Annotated in this window: 20 protein-coding genes; 15 read left to right on the top strand and 5 right to left on the bottom strand. The window is 74.0% G+C overall.

All coding sequences use genetic code 11. The features are described 5' to 3' along the window. The first annotated feature begins 23 nt into the window (after positions 1–23). The 3 genes from fabG (at position 24) to ung (ending at position 2,335) form a co-directional block, all read left to right on the top strand. Positions 24–785 (top strand): 3-oxoacyl-ACP reductase FabG, encoded by a 762-nt coding sequence (fabG, locus tag RM779_RS08390; RefSeq protein WP_311617042.1) that lies wholly within the window; start codon positions 24–26, stop codon positions 783–785. Between the two features lie 16 nt (positions 786–801). Beyond that, complete coding sequence (locus RM779_RS08385) at positions 802–1,548, top strand: SDR family oxidoreductase (protein ID WP_311617041.1); 747 nt, start codon at positions 802–804, stop codon at positions 1,546–1,548. Positions 1,549–1,627: 79 nt separating this feature from the next. Further along, on the top strand, positions 1,628–2,335 hold the full coding sequence (gene ung / locus RM779_RS08380) for a uracil-DNA glycosylase (RefSeq protein WP_311617332.1): 708 nt from the start codon (positions 1,628–1,630) through the stop codon (positions 2,333–2,335). Here the strand turns inward: ung and RM779_RS08375 are convergent. Continuing rightward, complete coding sequence (locus RM779_RS08375; RefSeq protein ID WP_311617040.1) at positions 2,302–2,715, bottom strand: DUF3224 domain-containing protein; 414 nt, start codon at positions 2,713–2,715, stop codon at positions 2,302–2,304. The two genes, ung and RM779_RS08375, sit on opposite strands and share 34 nt — an antisense overlap. A 104-nt stretch (positions 2,716–2,819) precedes the next feature. On the opposite strand from RM779_RS08375, the gene RM779_RS08370 reads away from it, so the two are divergent. Then, the gene (locus tag RM779_RS08370; protein ID WP_311617039.1) at positions 2,820–3,782 is read left to right on the top strand and encodes a helix-turn-helix transcriptional regulator; all 963 of its coding nucleotides are present in this window, start codon (positions 2,820–2,822) and stop codon (positions 3,780–3,782) included. Positions 3,783–3,868: 86 nt separating this feature from the next. Next, on the top strand, positions 3,869–4,795 hold the full coding sequence (locus RM779_RS08365; RefSeq protein ID WP_311617038.1) for a Gfo/Idh/MocA family protein: 927 nt from the start codon (positions 3,869–3,871) through the stop codon (positions 4,793–4,795). On the opposite strand, the gene RM779_RS08360 is transcribed toward RM779_RS08365, so the two are convergent. Next, entirely contained in the window at positions 4,779–5,684 is a 906-nt protein-coding gene (locus tag RM779_RS08360; protein WP_311617037.1) for an undecaprenyl-diphosphate phosphatase, read from the bottom strand. The genes RM779_RS08365 and RM779_RS08360 overlap by 17 nt on opposite strands. Before the next feature lie 146 nt (positions 5,685–5,830). Here RM779_RS08360 and RM779_RS08355 point away from each other — a divergent pair, with 146 nt between their 5' ends. From RM779_RS08355 to RM779_RS08345, 3 genes are all read left to right on the top strand, one after another. Continuing rightward, positions 5,831–5,956, top strand: coding sequence for a hypothetical protein (locus RM779_RS08355; protein WP_311617036.1), 126 nt, complete (start codon positions 5,831–5,833; stop codon positions 5,954–5,956). A 124-nt stretch (positions 5,957–6,080) separates the two neighbouring features. After that, entirely contained in the window at positions 6,081–7,256 is a 1,176-nt protein-coding gene (gene tuf / locus RM779_RS08350; protein ID WP_311617035.1) for an elongation factor Tu, read from the top strand. Positions 7,257–7,327: 71 nt separating this feature from the next. Beyond that, positions 7,328–8,173 carry a spermidine synthase gene (locus RM779_RS08345; RefSeq protein ID WP_311617034.1) on the top strand — a complete coding sequence of 282 codons (846 nt, stop codon included), beginning with the start codon at positions 7,328–7,330 and terminating at the stop codon, positions 8,171–8,173. Between the two features lie 9 nt (positions 8,174–8,182). Here RM779_RS08345 and RM779_RS08340 read toward each other — a convergent pair whose 3' ends face one another. Beyond that, positions 8,183–9,328 carry a hypothetical protein gene (locus tag RM779_RS08340; protein WP_311617033.1) on the bottom strand — a complete coding sequence of 382 codons (1,146 nt, stop codon included), beginning with the start codon at positions 9,326–9,328 and terminating at the stop codon, positions 8,183–8,185. Between the two features lie 93 nt (positions 9,329–9,421). On the opposite strand from RM779_RS08340, the gene RM779_RS08335 reads away from it, so the two are divergent. Beyond that, positions 9,422–9,877, top strand: coding sequence for a DUF4442 domain-containing protein (locus RM779_RS08335; RefSeq protein ID WP_311617032.1), 456 nt, complete (start codon positions 9,422–9,424; stop codon positions 9,875–9,877). 23 nt (positions 9,878–9,900) lie between these two features. On the opposite strand, the gene RM779_RS08330 is transcribed toward RM779_RS08335, so the two are convergent. Continuing rightward, positions 9,901–10,755, bottom strand: coding sequence for an EamA family transporter (locus RM779_RS08330; protein ID WP_311617031.1), 855 nt, complete (start codon positions 10,753–10,755; stop codon positions 9,901–9,903). Positions 10,756–10,880: 125 nt separating this feature from the next. Here RM779_RS08330 and RM779_RS08325 point away from each other — a divergent pair, with 125 nt between their 5' ends. The 6 genes from RM779_RS08325 (at position 10,881) to RM779_RS08300 (ending at position 15,229) form a co-directional block, all read left to right on the top strand. Further along, positions 10,881–11,453, top strand: a complete 573-nt coding sequence (locus RM779_RS08325) for a helix-turn-helix domain-containing protein (protein ID WP_077062724.1) — start codon at positions 10,881–10,883, stop codon at positions 11,451–11,453. A 28-nt stretch (positions 11,454–11,481) separates the two neighbouring features. Continuing rightward, the gene (locus tag RM779_RS08320; RefSeq protein WP_311617030.1) at positions 11,482–12,036 is read left to right on the top strand and encodes a YbaK/EbsC family protein; all 555 of its coding nucleotides are present in this window, start codon (positions 11,482–11,484) and stop codon (positions 12,034–12,036) included. 192 nt (positions 12,037–12,228) lie between these two features. After that, positions 12,229–12,414, top strand: coding sequence for a hypothetical protein (locus RM779_RS08315; protein WP_077062726.1), 186 nt, complete (start codon positions 12,229–12,231; stop codon positions 12,412–12,414). A 121-nt stretch (positions 12,415–12,535) separates the two neighbouring features. Next, positions 12,536–13,234: a hypothetical protein gene (locus RM779_RS08310; protein ID WP_311617029.1), complete on the top strand. Its 699-nt coding sequence runs from the start codon at positions 12,536–12,538 to the stop codon at positions 13,232–13,234. A gap of 13 nt (positions 13,235–13,247) precedes the next feature. Further along, positions 13,248–14,174: a DUF6895 family protein gene (locus RM779_RS08305; RefSeq protein WP_311617028.1), complete on the top strand. Its 927-nt coding sequence runs from the start codon at positions 13,248–13,250 to the stop codon at positions 14,172–14,174. Continuing rightward, positions 14,171–15,229, top strand: coding sequence for a serine hydrolase domain-containing protein (locus RM779_RS08300; RefSeq protein WP_311617027.1), 1,059 nt, complete (start codon positions 14,171–14,173; stop codon positions 15,227–15,229). Before RM779_RS08305 ends, RM779_RS08300 begins: the two co-directional genes overlap by 4 nt. 3 nt (positions 15,230–15,232) lie before the next feature. Here RM779_RS08300 and RM779_RS08295 read toward each other — a convergent pair whose 3' ends face one another. Then, complete coding sequence (locus tag RM779_RS08295) at positions 15,233–15,982, bottom strand: GntR family transcriptional regulator (RefSeq protein WP_311617026.1); 750 nt, start codon at positions 15,980–15,982, stop codon at positions 15,233–15,235. Positions 15,983–16,134 lie beyond the last annotated feature (152 nt).

Genomic DNA, 16,134 nt, shown 5'->3' with positions numbered 1-16,134 from the left:
GTCGACGGCGAGGAGAAGCAGACATGTCCACCCCTGAGCAGCGCGTCGCCATCGTGACCGGGGCGGCCCGGGGCATCGGCGCGGCCACCGCCCGCCGGCTGGCCGCGGAGGGCCGCGCGGTCGCCGTCGTGGACCTGGAGGAGTCGGCGGGCCGGGGCACGGTGGATGAGATCACCGCGGCCGGCGGCCGGGCGCTCGCCGTCGGCTGCGACGTCTCCGACGCCGACGCCGTGCGGGCGGCGGTGTCGCGGGTCGCCGAGGAGCTGGGCCCGCCGCAGATCCTCGTCAACAACGCGGGTGTGCTGCGGGACAATCTGCTGTTCAAGATGAGCGAGGGGGACTGGGACACCGTCATGAACGTGCACCTGCGCGGCGCGTTCCTGATGTCCCGCGCCTGCCAGGCCCACATGGTCGAGGCCAAGTTCGGCCGCATCGTGAGCCTTTCCTCCAGCTCCGCCCTCGGCAACCGCGGCCAGGCCAACTACTCCGCCGCCAAGGCCGGGCTCCAGGGCTTCACCAAGACCCTCGCGATCGAGCTGGGCAAGTTCGGCATCACGGCCAACGCCGTCGCGCCCGGGTTCATCGTCACCGACATGACCGCGCAGACCGCCGCCCGGGTCGGTGTGGGCTTCGAGGACTTCCAGCAGGCCGCCGCGGACTCCATCCCGGTGCGGCGCGTCGGCAGGCCGGAGGACGTCGCCGGGGCCATCGCCTTCTTCACGGGCGAGGCGGCCGGCTTCGTCTCCGGCCAGGTGCTGTACGTGGCCGGCGGCCCCCTCGACTGAACGGGAGATCTCCTCGATGAACGCCTCACAGGTCGCCGTCGTCACCGGCGGGAGCCGCGGGATCGGGTACGGCATCGCCGCCGCCCTCGTCGCCCGCGGCGACCGGGTGTGCATCACCGGCAGGAACGCGGAGCCGCTGGCCGAGGCCGTCGCCGCCCTCGGCCCGGAGCGCGCCATGGGCGTCGCGGGCAAGGCGCACGACGAGGCGCACCAGGCGGAGGTGGTCGAACGGGTCATGGCCGCGTGGGGCCGCATCGACCACCTGGTCAACAACGCCGGGCGCAATCCGGTGCTCGCGCCCCTCGCCGACGCCGACGCCGCGCTGCTGGCCAAGGTGTTCGAGACCAACGTGCTGTCGGCCTTCGGCTTCGCCCGGCGCACGTGGCACGCCTGGCAGCGCGAGAACGGCGGCAGCATTGTCAACATATCGTCGGTCGCCGGGCTCAGCGCCTCGCCGTTCCTCGGCGCCTACGGCGTGAGCAAGGCCGCCCTGATCAATCTCACCGAGCAGCTCGCGCACGAGTTCGCGCCGGGCGTGCGGGTGAACGCGATCGCGCCCGCCGTGGTCAGGACCAAGTTCGCCGCGGCGCTGTACGAGGGCCGCGAGGCGGAGGCGGCGGCGGCCTACCCGCTGGGCCGGCTCGGCCTGCCGTCGGACGTGGCGGGCGCCGCGGCGTTCCTCACCTCGCCGGACGCGGGCTGGCTGACCGGGCAGACCCTGGTGCTGGACGGCGGCCTTTTCCTCAACGCCGGGCTCGCCTGACCGCCGCTGTCAGTGCCTGCGGGTACGTTGCTGATCAACAACTCATCGCGTAACCCCGGAGGTTCACGACGTGACCGGCATGCTGCCCGAGTCCTGGCAGGGCGTACTCGGCGAGGAGCTCGACAAGCCCTATTTCAAGGAGCTGACCGAGTTCGTCGAGCAGGAGCGGGCCCGCGGCCCGGTGTACCCGCCCCGCGAGGAGGTTTTCGCCGCCCTGGCGGCGACGCCGTTCCCCCGGGTGAAGGTGCTGGTCCTCGGGCAGGACCCGTACCACGGCGAGGGCCAGGGGCACGGGCTGTGCTTCTCGGTGCGCCCCGGCGTGCGCGTTCCCCCGTCCCTGCGCAATGTCTACAAAGAGATGCACGCCGAGCTGGGGCACCCGATCCCGGACAACGGGTATCTGATGCCGTGGGCCGAGCAGGGCGTCCTCCTGCTGAACGCGGTGCTCACCGTCCGGGCGGGCGAGCCCAACTCCCACAAGGGCAAGGGCTGGGAGAAGTTCACGGACGCGGTGATCCGTGCCGTGGCCGCCCGGCCCGATCCGGCGGTCTTCGTCCTGTGGGGCAGCTACGCCAGGAAGAAGCTCCGCCTGATCGACACCGAGCGGCACGCCGTGGTGGAGGGACCGCACCCCTCGCCGCTCTCGGCGGTGAAGTTCGCGGGTACCCGGCCCTTCACGCGGATCGACGAGGCCGTCGCCGCTCAGGGCCACTCCCCGATCGACTGGCGCGTTCCCGACCTCGGCGGGCGGTCTCAGCCCGTCGCGAAGGAGCCGTCGAAGGTGTAGGAGATGGACGTCTCACCGGGCGACGCGGCGAAGGCACCCGTTCCGCGCAGCCCGGCGAGGCCCCCCTCGGCCGAGCCGGGCAGCACCTCGAAGGAGCAGTGCACGGTCCCCGTCCTGTCGAACGTGCCCCACTCCCGCAGCACGAAGGTGCCCTCGCGCCCGTCCACGGTGCCCTCGCAGCGTTCGAAGCCGGAGAAGGCGCCGGTGCCGTCCGCCGCGTAGGAAATGCTGTACGCGCAGGCGGTCTCCGCGGCCGTGATGACGCCGGTGAAGGCGTTGACCACGGTGGCCCGGGCCAGCCGGGGCCCGCCCTCCTCGCCCGCGACGACCGATTCCTGCCAGTCCTTGTAGGTGAAACTGCCACTGCTGCGCTCCGGCATGGCGACTCCCTTCCCCGGTGGCGCGGGCCCTTCCCGCGCCGGACACCGCCACCCTGCCCGCCTTACCTGACATCTTCTGTCAGGTACCGCGGCACAATGGGGGAGTGCGCGCCGACCGACTGCTGACCCTGCTGCTCCTGCTCCAGAACCGCGGGCGGCTGACGGCCGGGCAGCTGGCCCGGGAGCTGGAGGTCTCCGTCCGCACGGTCTACCGCGACATCGAGGCGCTGGCCGCCTCGGGCGTCCCGGTCTGGGCCGATCGCGGACCGGACGGCGGCTACCGGCTCACCGACGGCTACCGCACCCGCCTGACCGGGCTCACCGGCGGCGAGGCGGGCTCGCTCCCGCTGGCCGGCATGCCGTCCGCCGCCGCAGAACTGGGGCTCGGCGCGGAGCTGGCCACGGCGCAGCTGAAACTGCGGGCGGCGCTGCCCGCCGCGCTGAACGAACGGGCCGGCCGCGTCGCCGAGCGCTTCCACCTCGACGCCACCGCCTGGTTCCGGGACGCCGACCCGGTGCCGTTCCTCGCCACCGCCGCCGCGGCGGTCTGGGAGGACCGGCTGCTGCGGGTCCACTACCGGCGCTGGGCCGGCGAGGTCCGGCGCGAGCTGCACCCGCTCGGCCTCGTGCTGAAGGGCGGCATCTGGTACTTGGTGGCGGCGGCGGAGGACCAGGTCCGCACCTACCGCGTGTCCCGCCTGCTCGCCGTCGAGGTGCTGGGTCCCGCGCCCGCCAGGCCGGAAGGGTTCGACCTCGCAGGCCACTGGACGGCCGCCGCCCGCCGCCTGGAGGCCGGCCGCTACCGCGACGAGGCCACCGTGCGCGTCACGCCGCGCGGACTGCGGCTGCTGCCCATGCTGTTCGGCGCGGCGGGCGCCGGAGCGGCCGCCGCGGCGGGGCCGCCGGACGCGGACGGCCGGGCGGAGGTCGTCCTGCCCGTGGAGTCCTTGCCCGTGGCCGTCGGCGACCTGCTGCGGCTCGGCACCGAGGCCGAGGTCCTCGGCCCGCCGGCGCTGCGCGCCGCGGTCGCCGAGGCGGTCGGGGAGCTGGCCCGCCGGTACCGGTGACGGGCGCGGGGATCGGTGCCCGGGCGGCAACTGCCGCCGCGTATCCTGCCGGTCCACGCATTCGCGATCACCGAGGAGGCCCCGCAGTGAAGGTCGGCGTGATCGGGCTCGGGGACATCGCCCACAAGGCGTACCTGCCCGTGCTCACCACCCAGCCCGGAGTGCAGCCCCACCTGCACACCCGCACCCGCGCCACCCTGGACCGCACCGGCGACGCCTACCGCCTGCCGGACGGCCAGCGCCACGACGACCTCGACTCGCTCATCGCCGCGGGGCCCGACGCGGCGTTCGTGCACGCCCCCACCGGCGACCACCCGCACATCGTCACGCGGCTGCTCACCGCGGGCATACCGACCTATGTCGACAAGCCGCTGGCCCGGCACCTCGGCGACGCCCAGCGCCTCGTCGAGCTCGCCGAGCGCCGCCGCGTGGGCCTGGCCGTGGGATTCAACCGCAGGCACGCGCCCGCCTACGCACACCTCGTCGAGCACCCGCGCGACCTCATCGTCATGCAGAAGCACCGCCGCGGGCTGCCCGAGGACCCCAGGGACATGGTGTACGACGACTTCATCCACGTCGTCGACACGCTGCGTTTCCTCGCACCCGCCGCCATCGACCGGGTCGCCGTCAGCTGCCGGGTCGGCGGCGGACTGCTGCACCATGTGGTGCTCCAGGTCTCCGGTGAGGGATTCACCGCGGTCGGCACGATGAACCACAGGTCGGGATCGGCCGAGGAGATCGTCGAAGTGTCGGGGCAGGACGCCAAGCGCGAGGTGCGCAACCTCGCGGAGATCATCGACCACAAGGGCCAGCCGAGCATCCGCCGCCGGGGCGACTGGGTGCCCGTGCCCCGGCAGCGCGGGATCGAGCAGGCCGCCGTCACGTTCCTCGACGCCGTGCGCGCGGGGCGTGCGATCAGCGCCCAGGACGCGCTGCGCACCCACGAACTGTGCGAGCAGATCGTCCTCGCCGCGCTGGAGCAGGACGGGCGGCCGGCTACTGCTCCGAGGTGATCTCCTCGCCGGTGCCGACGTCCTCACCGGCGTGCGGCTCGATGACCCCGAACCAGACCAGCGCCAGGATCACCGTGCCCACGACGATCCGGTACCAGACGAACGGCATGTAGCTGCGGGTGCTGATCCACCTCATGAACCACGCGATGATCGCGTAGCCCACGAAGAACGCCACCACCGTCGCGAAGATCGTCGGCCCCCAGGAGACGTGCGAGCCCTCCTCGCCGATCGAGGTCAGCTCGTAGGCGCCGGACGCCAGCACCGCCGGGATGGCCAGCAGGAACGCGTACCGCGCCGCGGCTTCCCGCCGGTAGCCGAGGAACAGGCCGCCGGTGATCGTGGCCCCCGACCTGGACACGCCGGGGACCAGCGCCATCGCCTGCGCCAGCCCGTACAGCAGGCCGTCCCTGACGGTCAGGTCCTCCAGGCCCTTGCGCGGCTTGACGGCGCGGTGCCTGCCGCCCGTCGCGTCCCGCATCGCCATCCGGTCGGCGATGCCGAGGACCACGCCGAGGACGATGAGGTTCACGGCGATCAGCCGCAGGTCGCGGAACGGGCCGTCGATGGCGTCCTGAAGGGTCAGACCGAGTACGCCGATCGGAATGGAGCCGATGATCACCAGCCAGCCCATCCGCGCATCGGGATCGGATCGGAGGCTGCGGTCGACGAGGGACCGCGACCAGGCCGAGACGATCCGCACGATGTCCTTGCGGAAGTAGATGAGAACGGCCAGCTCGGTGCCGATCTGCGTCACCGCGGTGAAGGCCGCGCCGGGGTCCTCCCAGTCGAACGCCACGGCCGTGAGCCGCAGATGTGCGCTGGACGAGATCGGCAGAAATTCCGTCAGACCCTGGACAAGACCGAGAATCAGCGATTCGAACCAAGACATGGACTCTGCGGCATCCCAGGGGAGAGTGTCGAGACGAGTGACGTGCGTGAAGCGAGATCACTCTAAGCCAGACGGGAGGGTGCCTCGAACCGTGGCCCCGGGAAAAGCGTTCGACAAGGGACGAACGAGGCGCCATCATCATCCGCATGACCCGGCAGGCCGCCTTCCTCGCAGCGCCGTCCGCAGCAGCGGACGCGCCGAAGGCCGCCGTCTTCTTCGCGTTCTTCCCGGCAGCCGGCGCGGCAGCCGCAGCCGACGGCGCTCGACGCTGACCCTTCCCGGATCGTTCCGCGGGCCCCGCAGGGGGAGGGTCGGCGGGAAACAGGGGTCCGTGTACCGGCCGCGCCCGCCGCGGCGACGCCGGTATCCCACCGCAGCAGCGAGGAAGACTCCGCCATGCCCAAGCAGGCGTACGTGCGCACCAAGCCCCACCTCAACATCGGCACCATGGGGCACGTCGACCACGGCAAGACCACCCTGACCGCCGCCATCACCAAGGTGCTCAGCGACCGAGGCAGCGGCGCGTTCGTCCCCTTCGACCGCATCGACCGGGCGCCCGAGGAGGCGGCCCGGGGCATCACCATCACCATCTCGCACGTCGAGTACGAGACGGAGACGCGGCACTACGCGCACGTGGACATGCCGGGCCACGCCGACTACGTCAAGAACATGGTGACGGGCGCCGCCCAGTTGGACGGCGCGATCCTCGTGGTCTCCGCCGTCGACGGCGTGATGCCGCAGACCGCCGAGCACGTACTGCTGGCCCGCCAGGTCGGCGTCCGGCACGTCGTCGTCGCCCTCAACAAGGCCGACGCGGGCGACCCGGAGCTGACCGACCTGGTCGAGCTGGAAGTACGGGAACTGCTGTCCGCGCACGGCTACCAGGGCGACGCCCTGCCGGTGATCCGCGTCTCGGGCCTCGGCGCGCTGAACGGCGAGCCCCGCTGGACCGCCGCCGTCGAGGCGCTGCTCGACGCCGTCGACACCTACGTGCCGGTGCCCGACCGTTACCTGGACGCGCCGTTCCTGCTGCCCGTGGAGAACGTGCTGACCATCACCGGCCGCGGCACCGTCGTCACCGGCGCCGTGGAACGCGGCACCGTGCACGTGGGCGACCGGGTGGAGGTGCTCGGCGCCGGTACGGAGACCGTGGTCACCGGGCTGGAAACGTTCGGCAAGCCGATGACCGAGGCCCAGGCGGGGGACAACGTGGCGCTGCTGCTGCGCGGCGTGCCGCGCGATGCCGTGCGCCGCGGGCACGTGGTGGCGCGGCCGGGCAGTGTCACGCCGCGCCGCGGGTTCACCGCCGAGGTGTATCTGCTGACCACGGCCGAGGGCGGCCGGCGCACCGGCGTCGTGTCCGGCTACCGGCCGCAGTTCTACATCAGGACCGCGGACGTGGTCGGTGACATCGACCTCGGCGCGGCCGGGCGCGCGCTCCCGGGCGAGAGCGTCACGATGACGGTCGGGCTCGGCCACCCGGTGCCGCTCGAACCGGGGCTCGGCTTCGCGATCCGCGAGGGCGGGCGCACCGTGGGCGCGGGCACCGTGACGGCGGTCGCCGACGCCTGACCCACGCGTCCCGTCCCGTCCCGCCGCGCGGGGCGGGACGGGCGGGTCCGCGACCGGGTGACAATGGAGCCGTGAACCAGCTGCTGCCGGTGACCCGCACCACCGACCTCGGTACCGCGCGTCTGCTGCCCGACCTCGACCGCGAGGGCGCCTGGCTGCTCACGGTCGACGACGCGCCCCAGTCCTACCTGGACCCGGCCGATCCCACGCACCTGGAGTTCGAGTACACGCGCCGCCTCGCCGACGTGGTGGACACCGCGGCCGGTCCCGGCCGGCCGCTTGACGTCCTGCACCTGGGCGGTGGCGCCCTCACGCTGCCCCGCTGGGTCGCGGCCGTCAGACCCGGTTCGCGTCAGCGGGTGGCCGAGGCGGACCGCGGGCTCGCCGAGCTGATCGCCGACCGGTTCCCGCTGCCCGCGGGCTGCGGTATCGAGGTCGAGGTCACGGATGCCAGGGCGGCGGTGTCCGCGGCGCCGCCGGGCGGCGCGGACGTCGTCGTGGGCGACGTGTTCGGCGGCACGCGCATCCCCGCACACGTGACCACCACCGGGTACGCCGGTGCCGTCGCCCGTGCGCTGCGGCCGGGCGGGATCTACGTGGCCAACCTCGCGGATGCCGCGCCGTTCGTCTTCCTGCGGTCCCAGCTCGCCACGTTCGCACAGGTCTTCGGCCGGCTGTGCGTGTTGGCCGAGCCGGCGGTGCTGCGCGGCCGGCGCTTCGGGAACGTGGTGCTCGCCGCCTCCGACGCGCCGCTGGACGTGGCCCGCATGGCCCGCCGCGCGGCGGCGGACGCCTTCCCCGCGCGGGTGCTGCACGGCGAGGCGCTCGCCGCGCTGCTCGCGGGCGCCGCCCCGGTGGCGGACGGCGCCGCGGTGCCCTCGCCCAGGCCGCCCTCCGGCGCGTTCACCGTGGGCTGACGGCCGGGGTCAGGCGTTGGACCCCTCCTCGGGGTAGGGGCGCAGGCTGTTCATGATCTGCTCGACCGTCTCGTCGTCCAGCTCCTCGGGGTAGCCGGTGTCCATGACCAGCACCCACGTCGCCAGGTCGTTGTTGAGGTCCAGGTAGGAGACGGCGACGACCTTGCCGTCGAAGGTCCCGCACTCGTTCTCCGGGTCCTCGGGAACGTCCGTGATGGTGGCGGTGGCCGTGTGGCCGACGATGCCGTGCTCGCTCTCGAACGGCTCGGCGTCGCTGACCTGGAGGTTGCCCTGCCGCTCCTGGTCGTAGGCGGCCAGGGCCCAGCTGCCCGCCTCGTTGCGCACGGCCTCCTCGGTGCCCGTGGCACCCTGCCCCCCCTTGGTGCCCGCCACCGCGCGCCAGCTGACGCCGGTCTCCGACTCGGCGCACCAGTCCTCCAGGTAGGTGGAGGGTGCGGACATGGAGATGACCGGGTCGCCGAAGGACAGTTCGTCCTCCGACTCCTCGTCGTCGTTCGTGGTGTCCTCGTAGCCGACCATCAGGCTCTCCGCGCCGACCGTCCAGTCGTCCGGCGGCACGTCGAACGCGTTGTGGCGGTTCTCTATCGTCTGGACCTGCCAGTCGGGCGCCACGACCGGGTCCGGGACCTGGAGCACGCCCTGGCGGGGGTCGTCCGGGTCGGAACGGTCCTGCTCGGGCTCCTCGGTCTCCTCGGGTGCCCCGGTCTCCTCCTCCGAGGGGGAGGCCCCGCCGTCGCCGCCCGCGTTCGCCTCCTTGTCGTCCTCCCCGCCGAGCACGACGACACCGGTGACCACCGCCGCGGCCACGACCGCCGTCGCGACGGCGACCGCGATGGCCGTCCTGCCGCGCCGCCCGCCGCCCCCGCCGTCCGGTGTCAGCCGGGTCCCGCCGCCGTCCGTGGCCGACGGTGCGATCGGACCCGGCTGCTGCCACTGGCCGGTCGCCTGCTGCCCCGGGTACTGCGGGCCCGCGGGCGGCTGGCCGACGGGCGGCTGCCCCGCGGGCTGCTGCTGCCACTGCCCGCCCGCCTGCTGGTCCTGGTACGGGTTGGACTGCTGGTAACCCGGCTGCTGGTACGGGTTCGACCACTGGGAGGAAGGCTCGCCCCCCGGCTGTTGTTCTCCTGGCCTCATGGGCCTCGACCCTAAGGCCGCCGCACGCTTCTAAACCATTCGGGAGCCGCTTTTGCTACGGACCTGCGACTTACCCATTGGTAACATGTGGCCATGAGCGAAGAAACCACCGCGTCCATAGGCGACGCGCTCACCGCCACGGTGCCGATGGTGCGCACCCTCGGCCTGGAGTTCCTCCACACCGACGCGGAACGTGCCGTCGTGCGGCTGCCCGACCGGCCCGAGTACCGCAACCATGTCGGCGGTCCGCACGCCGGGGCGATGTTCACGCTCGCCGAGTCGGCCAGCGGCGCGGTCGTTCTGGCCGCGTTCGGCGCCGAGTTGTCGCGGGCCGTGCCGCTCGCCGTCCGCGCCGAGATCCACTACAAGAAGCTGGCCCGCGGTCCTGTCACCGCCACCGCGGTCCTCGGCCGCCCGGTCGCCGACGTCGTCGCGGACCTGGACGCCGGGCAGCGCCCCGAGTTCCCCGTGCGCGTCACCCTCACCCGTACCGACGAGGGGGTCACCGGCGAGATGACGGTGGTGTGGACCCTGCGGCCCAACGACTGAAGCAGCCCGGCGCTCGCGGGACTTCAGCCGGAGGCGAGCAGCAGCGTCCCGGCCATGGCGAGACCCGCACCCGCCGCCTGGACCGCCCGCAGCCGCTCCCTGAGCATGCCGCGGGCGGCCAGCGCCGTGACGACCGGGTAGAGCGAGGCGAGCACGGCGGCGACCGTGACCGGGCCGATCCGGGTGGCCAGGGCGTACGTGGCGTTCGCCGCGACGTCCGCGAGGCCGACGAACGTCAGGGCGGGCAGCGCCGCGGCCAGCGCCTGCGGGCCGCCCGCCCGCTCCCGGTCCCTGCGCGCCGCCGCGTACAGGGCCGCGCCGCCCACCGCGACGTTGCACACGCGCTGCACGAACAGCGCGAGGAACAGCCCGGTCACGGTCGTGGACGCCTCGGCGATCAGGGCCAGGACCGCGCCGAACCCGAGGGCGGCGAACATGGTGTGACTCAGCGTCCGCCGCTGCACCGGCGCCCCCCTCAGCTGTGGCCCGCCGGCCAGCACGATCCCGGCGAAGGCGACGAGGATGCCGGTGTACTGCACGGCGCCCGGCCGCTCGCCCATGACCGGGGCGACGCCGATCGGCACCGCGACGGCGGTGGCGACCAGCGGGGAGACGACGCCCATCGGGCCGAGGGCGAGCGCCCGGTAGAAGCAGAGCATCGCGATCGGGCCGACGACGCCCGCCGCCACGGCGAACCACAGCCGTTCGCCCGCCTCGTTCCACGCGCCGGTGGCCACGACGACGACGCCGAGCACCGCGGCGGCCAGCAGCTGTGAGACGAGGACCACGGTGAGCGCGGGCATGCGCCGGGTCAGGAGGCCGCCGCCGAAGTCGGCGAGACCCCACATCAGGCTGGTGGCCAGGGCCAGGGCAACCATGTGGCGATGCACCTCGCAGGGTCGTCGGTACAGTGTGATGAACGATTGGGTCCACCGCAGAGTAGTGCAATCTGGTGGACTGCGCGTACAAAATACTGGCACAGACGTGCAGGAGACGGCACCCCGTGACGGACCTCGACGAGTTCACCCAGTCCCTCGCCCGGAATCTGCGGCGATTGCGCGCCGAGCGCGGCCTGACGCTCGACGCGCTGGCGGCCCGTGCCGGGATCAGCCGCGGCATGCTGATCCAGATGGAGCAGGCCAGGACCAACCCCAGCGTCGGCACCGTCGTGAAGGTCGGCGACGCCCTCGGCGTCAGCATCTCCGCGCTGCTCGACTTCGACCGCGGCCCCGCGGTGCGCCTCGTACCGGCCGGGCAGGCCGTGCGGCTGTGGTCCACGGAGGCGGGTAGCCGGGGCACGCTCCTGGTCGGCACCGAGGCGCCCGGGCCGCTGGAGCTGTGGCACTGGCGGCTGATGCCGGGGGAGGGGCACGCCTCGGACCCGCATCCCCCCGGCACGTCCGAGCTGGTGCACGTCACCGCGGGCGAGTTGACCCTTCAGGTGGACGGCGCCGACCACCCGGTCCCCGCCGGCACGTCCGCCGCGTTCGAGTCCCACGTGCCCCACGGCTACCGGAACGACGGGACGGAGCCCGTCGAGCTCACCATGGCGGTCGCGGTCCCCGCGCCGCGCTGAGCCGGGCGCCGCTGGTACGGTGCGCCGCATGCAGGCACCCTTCGGCGACTTCGACGACGTCCGCCCGGCCGCGGAAGCGGTCGATCTGCTGTGCGGGCCGGTCGCGGCTGCCGTGTCGGCCTGGCGCGGGTCCGTGTCCGTGGACCAGTTCGTCCACGTGGACACCGCCGCGGAGAAGGCCGACACCGCGGATTTCGTCGCGGCGTACGGGGCCGGCCTGGCGGCCGTTTCGGCCAACTGCGTCGTCGTCGCGGGGCGGCGCGCCGGTGAGACCAGGCTCGCCGCCTGCGTGGTGCCCGCCGGGCTGCGGCTCGACGTCAACGGCGCGGTGCGCCGTCATCTCGGCGTCCGCAAGGCGTCGTTCGCGCCGCGGGAGACCGTGGTGGACGAGTCGGGGATGGAGTACGGCGGGATCACGCCGCTCGGACTCCCCGCAGGCTGGCCCGTGTTGCTCGATCCCGCCGTTGTCGGACTGCCGCACGTGCTGGTGGGCAGCGGCACGCGGCGCGGGAAGCTGATCCTGCCGGGCAAGGCGCTCCTCGACCTGCCGGGCGCCGAGGTCGTGGTCGGCCTCGGCCGCTGAGGCCGCACGGCCCGCCCCCGCCGGCCCTTCCGCGACGCGGCGCCCGGGGGCGCATTTCGCCCGACTCGCCGGGCCGACCGGCCCGGTTGCCCCCTACCCGAAGCCTAAAATGCGACATATCGGACCATAAGGTAGCGTCTCATCATGTTGGCACCGCTACCCCAGCGGATCGGCTGATATAAGGAGGCATTGATGCTCGCTCAGAAGACCACGCCGTTCATCGCGAACCCCACCGAAGAGGCTGCCGTCCACGCCCTGATGGTCGAGCAGGAAGCGCCGCTCAGCGACGCCCCGCTCTACTCGCCCGAGGCCGTCGGCGTGCTTCTCCTGCTGCTCCTCCTGTCGCCGAAGACTCCTTCGGAGCCGGGGGACAAGTGAACCGTGAACGAGTCGGCATCGGCCGCCCGCCGCACGCCGGTCCTGACCCATCGGTGGAGCGCCACTGATGCGTCCTGCTGAGGGCTCCGTGCGTGCGGCGTACGCGGACGCGATCGCTGTCTTGGCACACCGTGTCCTCGACACCCTGCGGGGTGTCGGGGGCACGGCCCCGCTCGCCGGCTTCGTCGAAGGAGCCGCCGACCCCAAGGCCGCCCTCGCCGCCATCCGCATCATCGGCGCGGACACGCTCGCCGCCCAGGCCCTGGGCGGCGCCGCCGCGCACCCCGGGGACGCCGCCGCCGTCCGGCAGGCCGCCGCCGTCTTCCCCACCCCCGTCCATGTGCCGGCGCCCCCCGAGGGCTCCGCCGAGAACTGGGCCGTCGCCTGGCGGGACTGGGCCACCGCCCGCCTGCTCGAACGTCACGCCGACGGCGGCGCGGAGACCCACGCGCCGCGGCCCGCGGCCGGGCCCGCGCTCGCCCCGAACGGCTGCTGGCAGAGCTGGGCCGTGTTGATGGCACAGCTCTCCCCGCTGAGCCTGCCCGGCGTCGAAGGCCCCGTGCCCGACGCGGCCAGACGCCACCCCGTATCCCTGGCCCGCGGCATCACCCGCGCCATGCTCCGCCGCGACTACCCCACCGCGGCCCGCCTGGCCCGCTGGATCGCGGTGCTCCACCGCGACGGGGTACCGCTTCCGCTGGACCCCGCTCCGCTCGTCGAGCACATCTCGCTGCACGCCGGGGGCGGCACCCGCCTCGCCCTCGACGTCGCCATCGCGCGTGCCCTGCTCGCCACCACTCCCGGGAGGACCGCCGGATGAACAGGCAGCCGACATGACGGCGCCCGTCACCTCCACCGCCCACCGGATCGCCACCCGCGCGCTCGGCTGGCTCCACACCCATCGCGCACGCGCCGGGCTGCCCGCGGACACCACCGCCGACCTGGGCGACCCCAACAGCGTGTACAAGCCGCTCGGCGAGACCGCACTCGCCGGGTCACTCGTGCTCCGGGACGCCGCGGCCGGCAGCACGGACAAACGGATCGCCAAGGAGCTGCTCGACCACAGTTGGGCTCAGTTCCGCCAGGGCGACCTGCTGTACGAACGGCAGCTGCGCCACCAGCTGATGACCGATCCGCTGGAGACGTACGCCCACTTCGCCCGCTCCGGCTACCACCACGAGGGAATGGCACGCCTGCTGCGGCACAACGCGGGGCTCGCCTCGGTCCGCGCCGCCGAGGTCGTGCCCAACCGCAGGCTGGCCATCGCCAACGCGGCCCGCCTGGCGGGCGTCGACCTCGGCACCGACTGGGACGCCCTCGCCCGCGCCACCTGGCTCGGCGCGGCCGCCGAACCGTGGGCCATCGACTGGATGACCGCGTACGCCATGACGCATACGGTCTTCCACCTGACCGACTGGGGCGGCCGCCCCGAGGGGCTGCCCGTCGAGATGGCCGGCTACCTGACCACCTGGCTGCCCGTGTGGATCGACATCTGGCGCGAGGTCAGCCAGTGGGACCTCGTCGCCGAGCTGATGATCGTCGGCGCCTGCCTGGAGGAGCCCCTCTGCGATCCGGAGAGCTGGGCGGCGCTCGCCGCGGTCCAGCACGAGGACGGGCTCATGCCCCGCGACGGCGAACCCGTGGCGGAGGACGAGCAGCAGCGGTTCGTCGACCACCAGCACACGGCGGTCGTCGCGGCCGTCGCCGGGTGCGTCGCCGTCGCCCGCACCCTCACCACGACCGGCGGCACCGGCACATGAGCGTCGGGCACGCCCCGCCCACCGGCACCGGAGAGGCGGACCGGCTGCTCGGCCCGCTGGTCGCCGCGGCGGGCGGGGCGAGCGCCGTGGCCGTCGCGGCACACCGCGGCGGCCGGCGCCTGCTGGCCGCCGCCGGGACCACCGCGCACGGCGGCGGCCCGGCCGCCGACCCGCACACCCCGTTCGAAATCGGCTCGGTCACCAAGACGTTCACCGCGCTGCTCCTCGCCGACATGGCCGCCAGGGGCGAGGTCGGCTACGACGATCCCGTCGACCGCCACCTGCCGCCCGGCGCGGCGCCCCGTGCCCGCGGCGGCCCGGTCACCCTCCTCCACCTGGCCACCCACACCTCGGGGCTGCGCCGGCTGCCCCCCGGGCTGCTGCGCAGCGCGGCACCGCGCTGGTACAGCAACCCCTACGAACGGTTCGGCACCGCCGACCTGCTGACCTCGCTGCCGCGGGCCCGGCCGTTCGCCCGCCCCGGTGAGCGGATGCGCTACTCCAACTTCGGCGTCGCCCTCCTCGGCCTCGCGCTGGCCCGCGCGGCGGGAAGCGACTACGCGGAGCTGCTGACCGGGCGCGTCCTGGCCCCGCTCGGGCTGACCGGCACCGGCTGCACCGACGGTCCGGAGCGCGCGACCGGCTACTGGCGGGGCAGGGCCCGTCCGGGCTGGCGCATCCCCGGCCTCGCCGCCGCCGGAGCCCTGCGCTCCAGCGCCCGCGACCTGCTCCGCTACCTGGAGGCGCACCTCGCGCCCGGCACGGCGGCCCCGGGGAACGGCGCCCTGCGCACGGCCCTCACCGAGGTGACGCGGCCCCGGCTGGTGACGCCGCCGGGCCGTGACCGGATCTGCCTCGTCTGGAACGCGCGCCCGCGGCCGGGACACGACCTTTACTTCCACTCCGGCGGCACCCGCGGCTGCACGACGTTCGTCGGCTTCAGCCCGCAGCGCGACGTCGCGTTCGCCGCGCTGGCCAATACCTCGCCCACCCTGCGCGGCGCGTTCGTGCAGCGCGCGTACCTCACCCTGCGGGCGCTGGCCGCCGGGCCCTGACGTTCAGCCGCTCACGGGAAACTCGTACACCAGCCGGAAGCGGCCCGCCGGCACGGTCAGATCGGCCGTCTCCACCGCCCGGTCGCCCGCGTAGTACGTCCGCTGGAGCGCCTGCACCGGGCCGCCCGCCTGGATGCCGAGGCGGCTCGCCTCCGCGGGCGTCGCGGCCCGCGCCGTGACCGCCTCCGCCGCCCGGTCCACGCGTACCCCGATGTGCGCCATCCTGGCGACCACGCCGTGTCCCGCCAGCGGGCCCGCCTCGGGCAGCGCGACCGGCGTGCCGCCCGTGAGCGCCAGCGGCTCCCAGCTCGTGGAGATCATGCCCCGCTCGCCGTCGGTGCGGAAGGTGTACTCGCTGCACATCACGGGCTCCCCGGCCGCGAGGCCGAGCCGCTCGGCCACCTCCGCGGTCGCCGGGACGGTCGCCGAGACGCAGTCGCGGCTGCTGTGCGCCTCCCGGCCCGTCTCGCCCGGCACGTACGGGCTGCCGCCGAGCCGCCCGTCGTGCCAGGACCGCACCATCGGGCGCGGCTCCGACGGCTCGCGTACGTACACGCCGCTGCCGACGCGGCCGTGGACCAGGCCCTCGGCCATCAGCAGCCGCACCGCGGAGATCGCCACGTTCGGCCCGACGCCGTGGGCCCGCACCAGCTCGGCCCGGGACGGCAGGCGGGAGCCGGGGGGCAGGCCGCCGTCGTGGATGCGGCGGCGCAGCGCCTCGGCGACGCGCAGGTAGGCCGGCGTCTCGGACATGGCGGGGCGGCTCCTCTCGGTCGGCACCGCTGTGACCAACGGCACACGCGGCCACCTGATGCAGCAGGCGGAACGGTGTCGTGCCGTGGCAACCCGGGGCATCCCCATGCTATTCCCGGCGGCGGCGCCAACCTGATGGAACAGGTCGGTGC

It is taken from the genome of Streptomyces johnsoniae (assembly GCF_031845565.1).
GTDB classification, from domain to species: Bacteria; Actinomycetota; Actinomycetes; order Streptomycetales; family Streptomycetaceae; genus Streptomyces; species Streptomyces johnsoniae.
The sequence above is the reverse complement of the archived record's forward strand: the minus strand, read 5'-3'. Positions and strand labels throughout refer to the sequence as shown.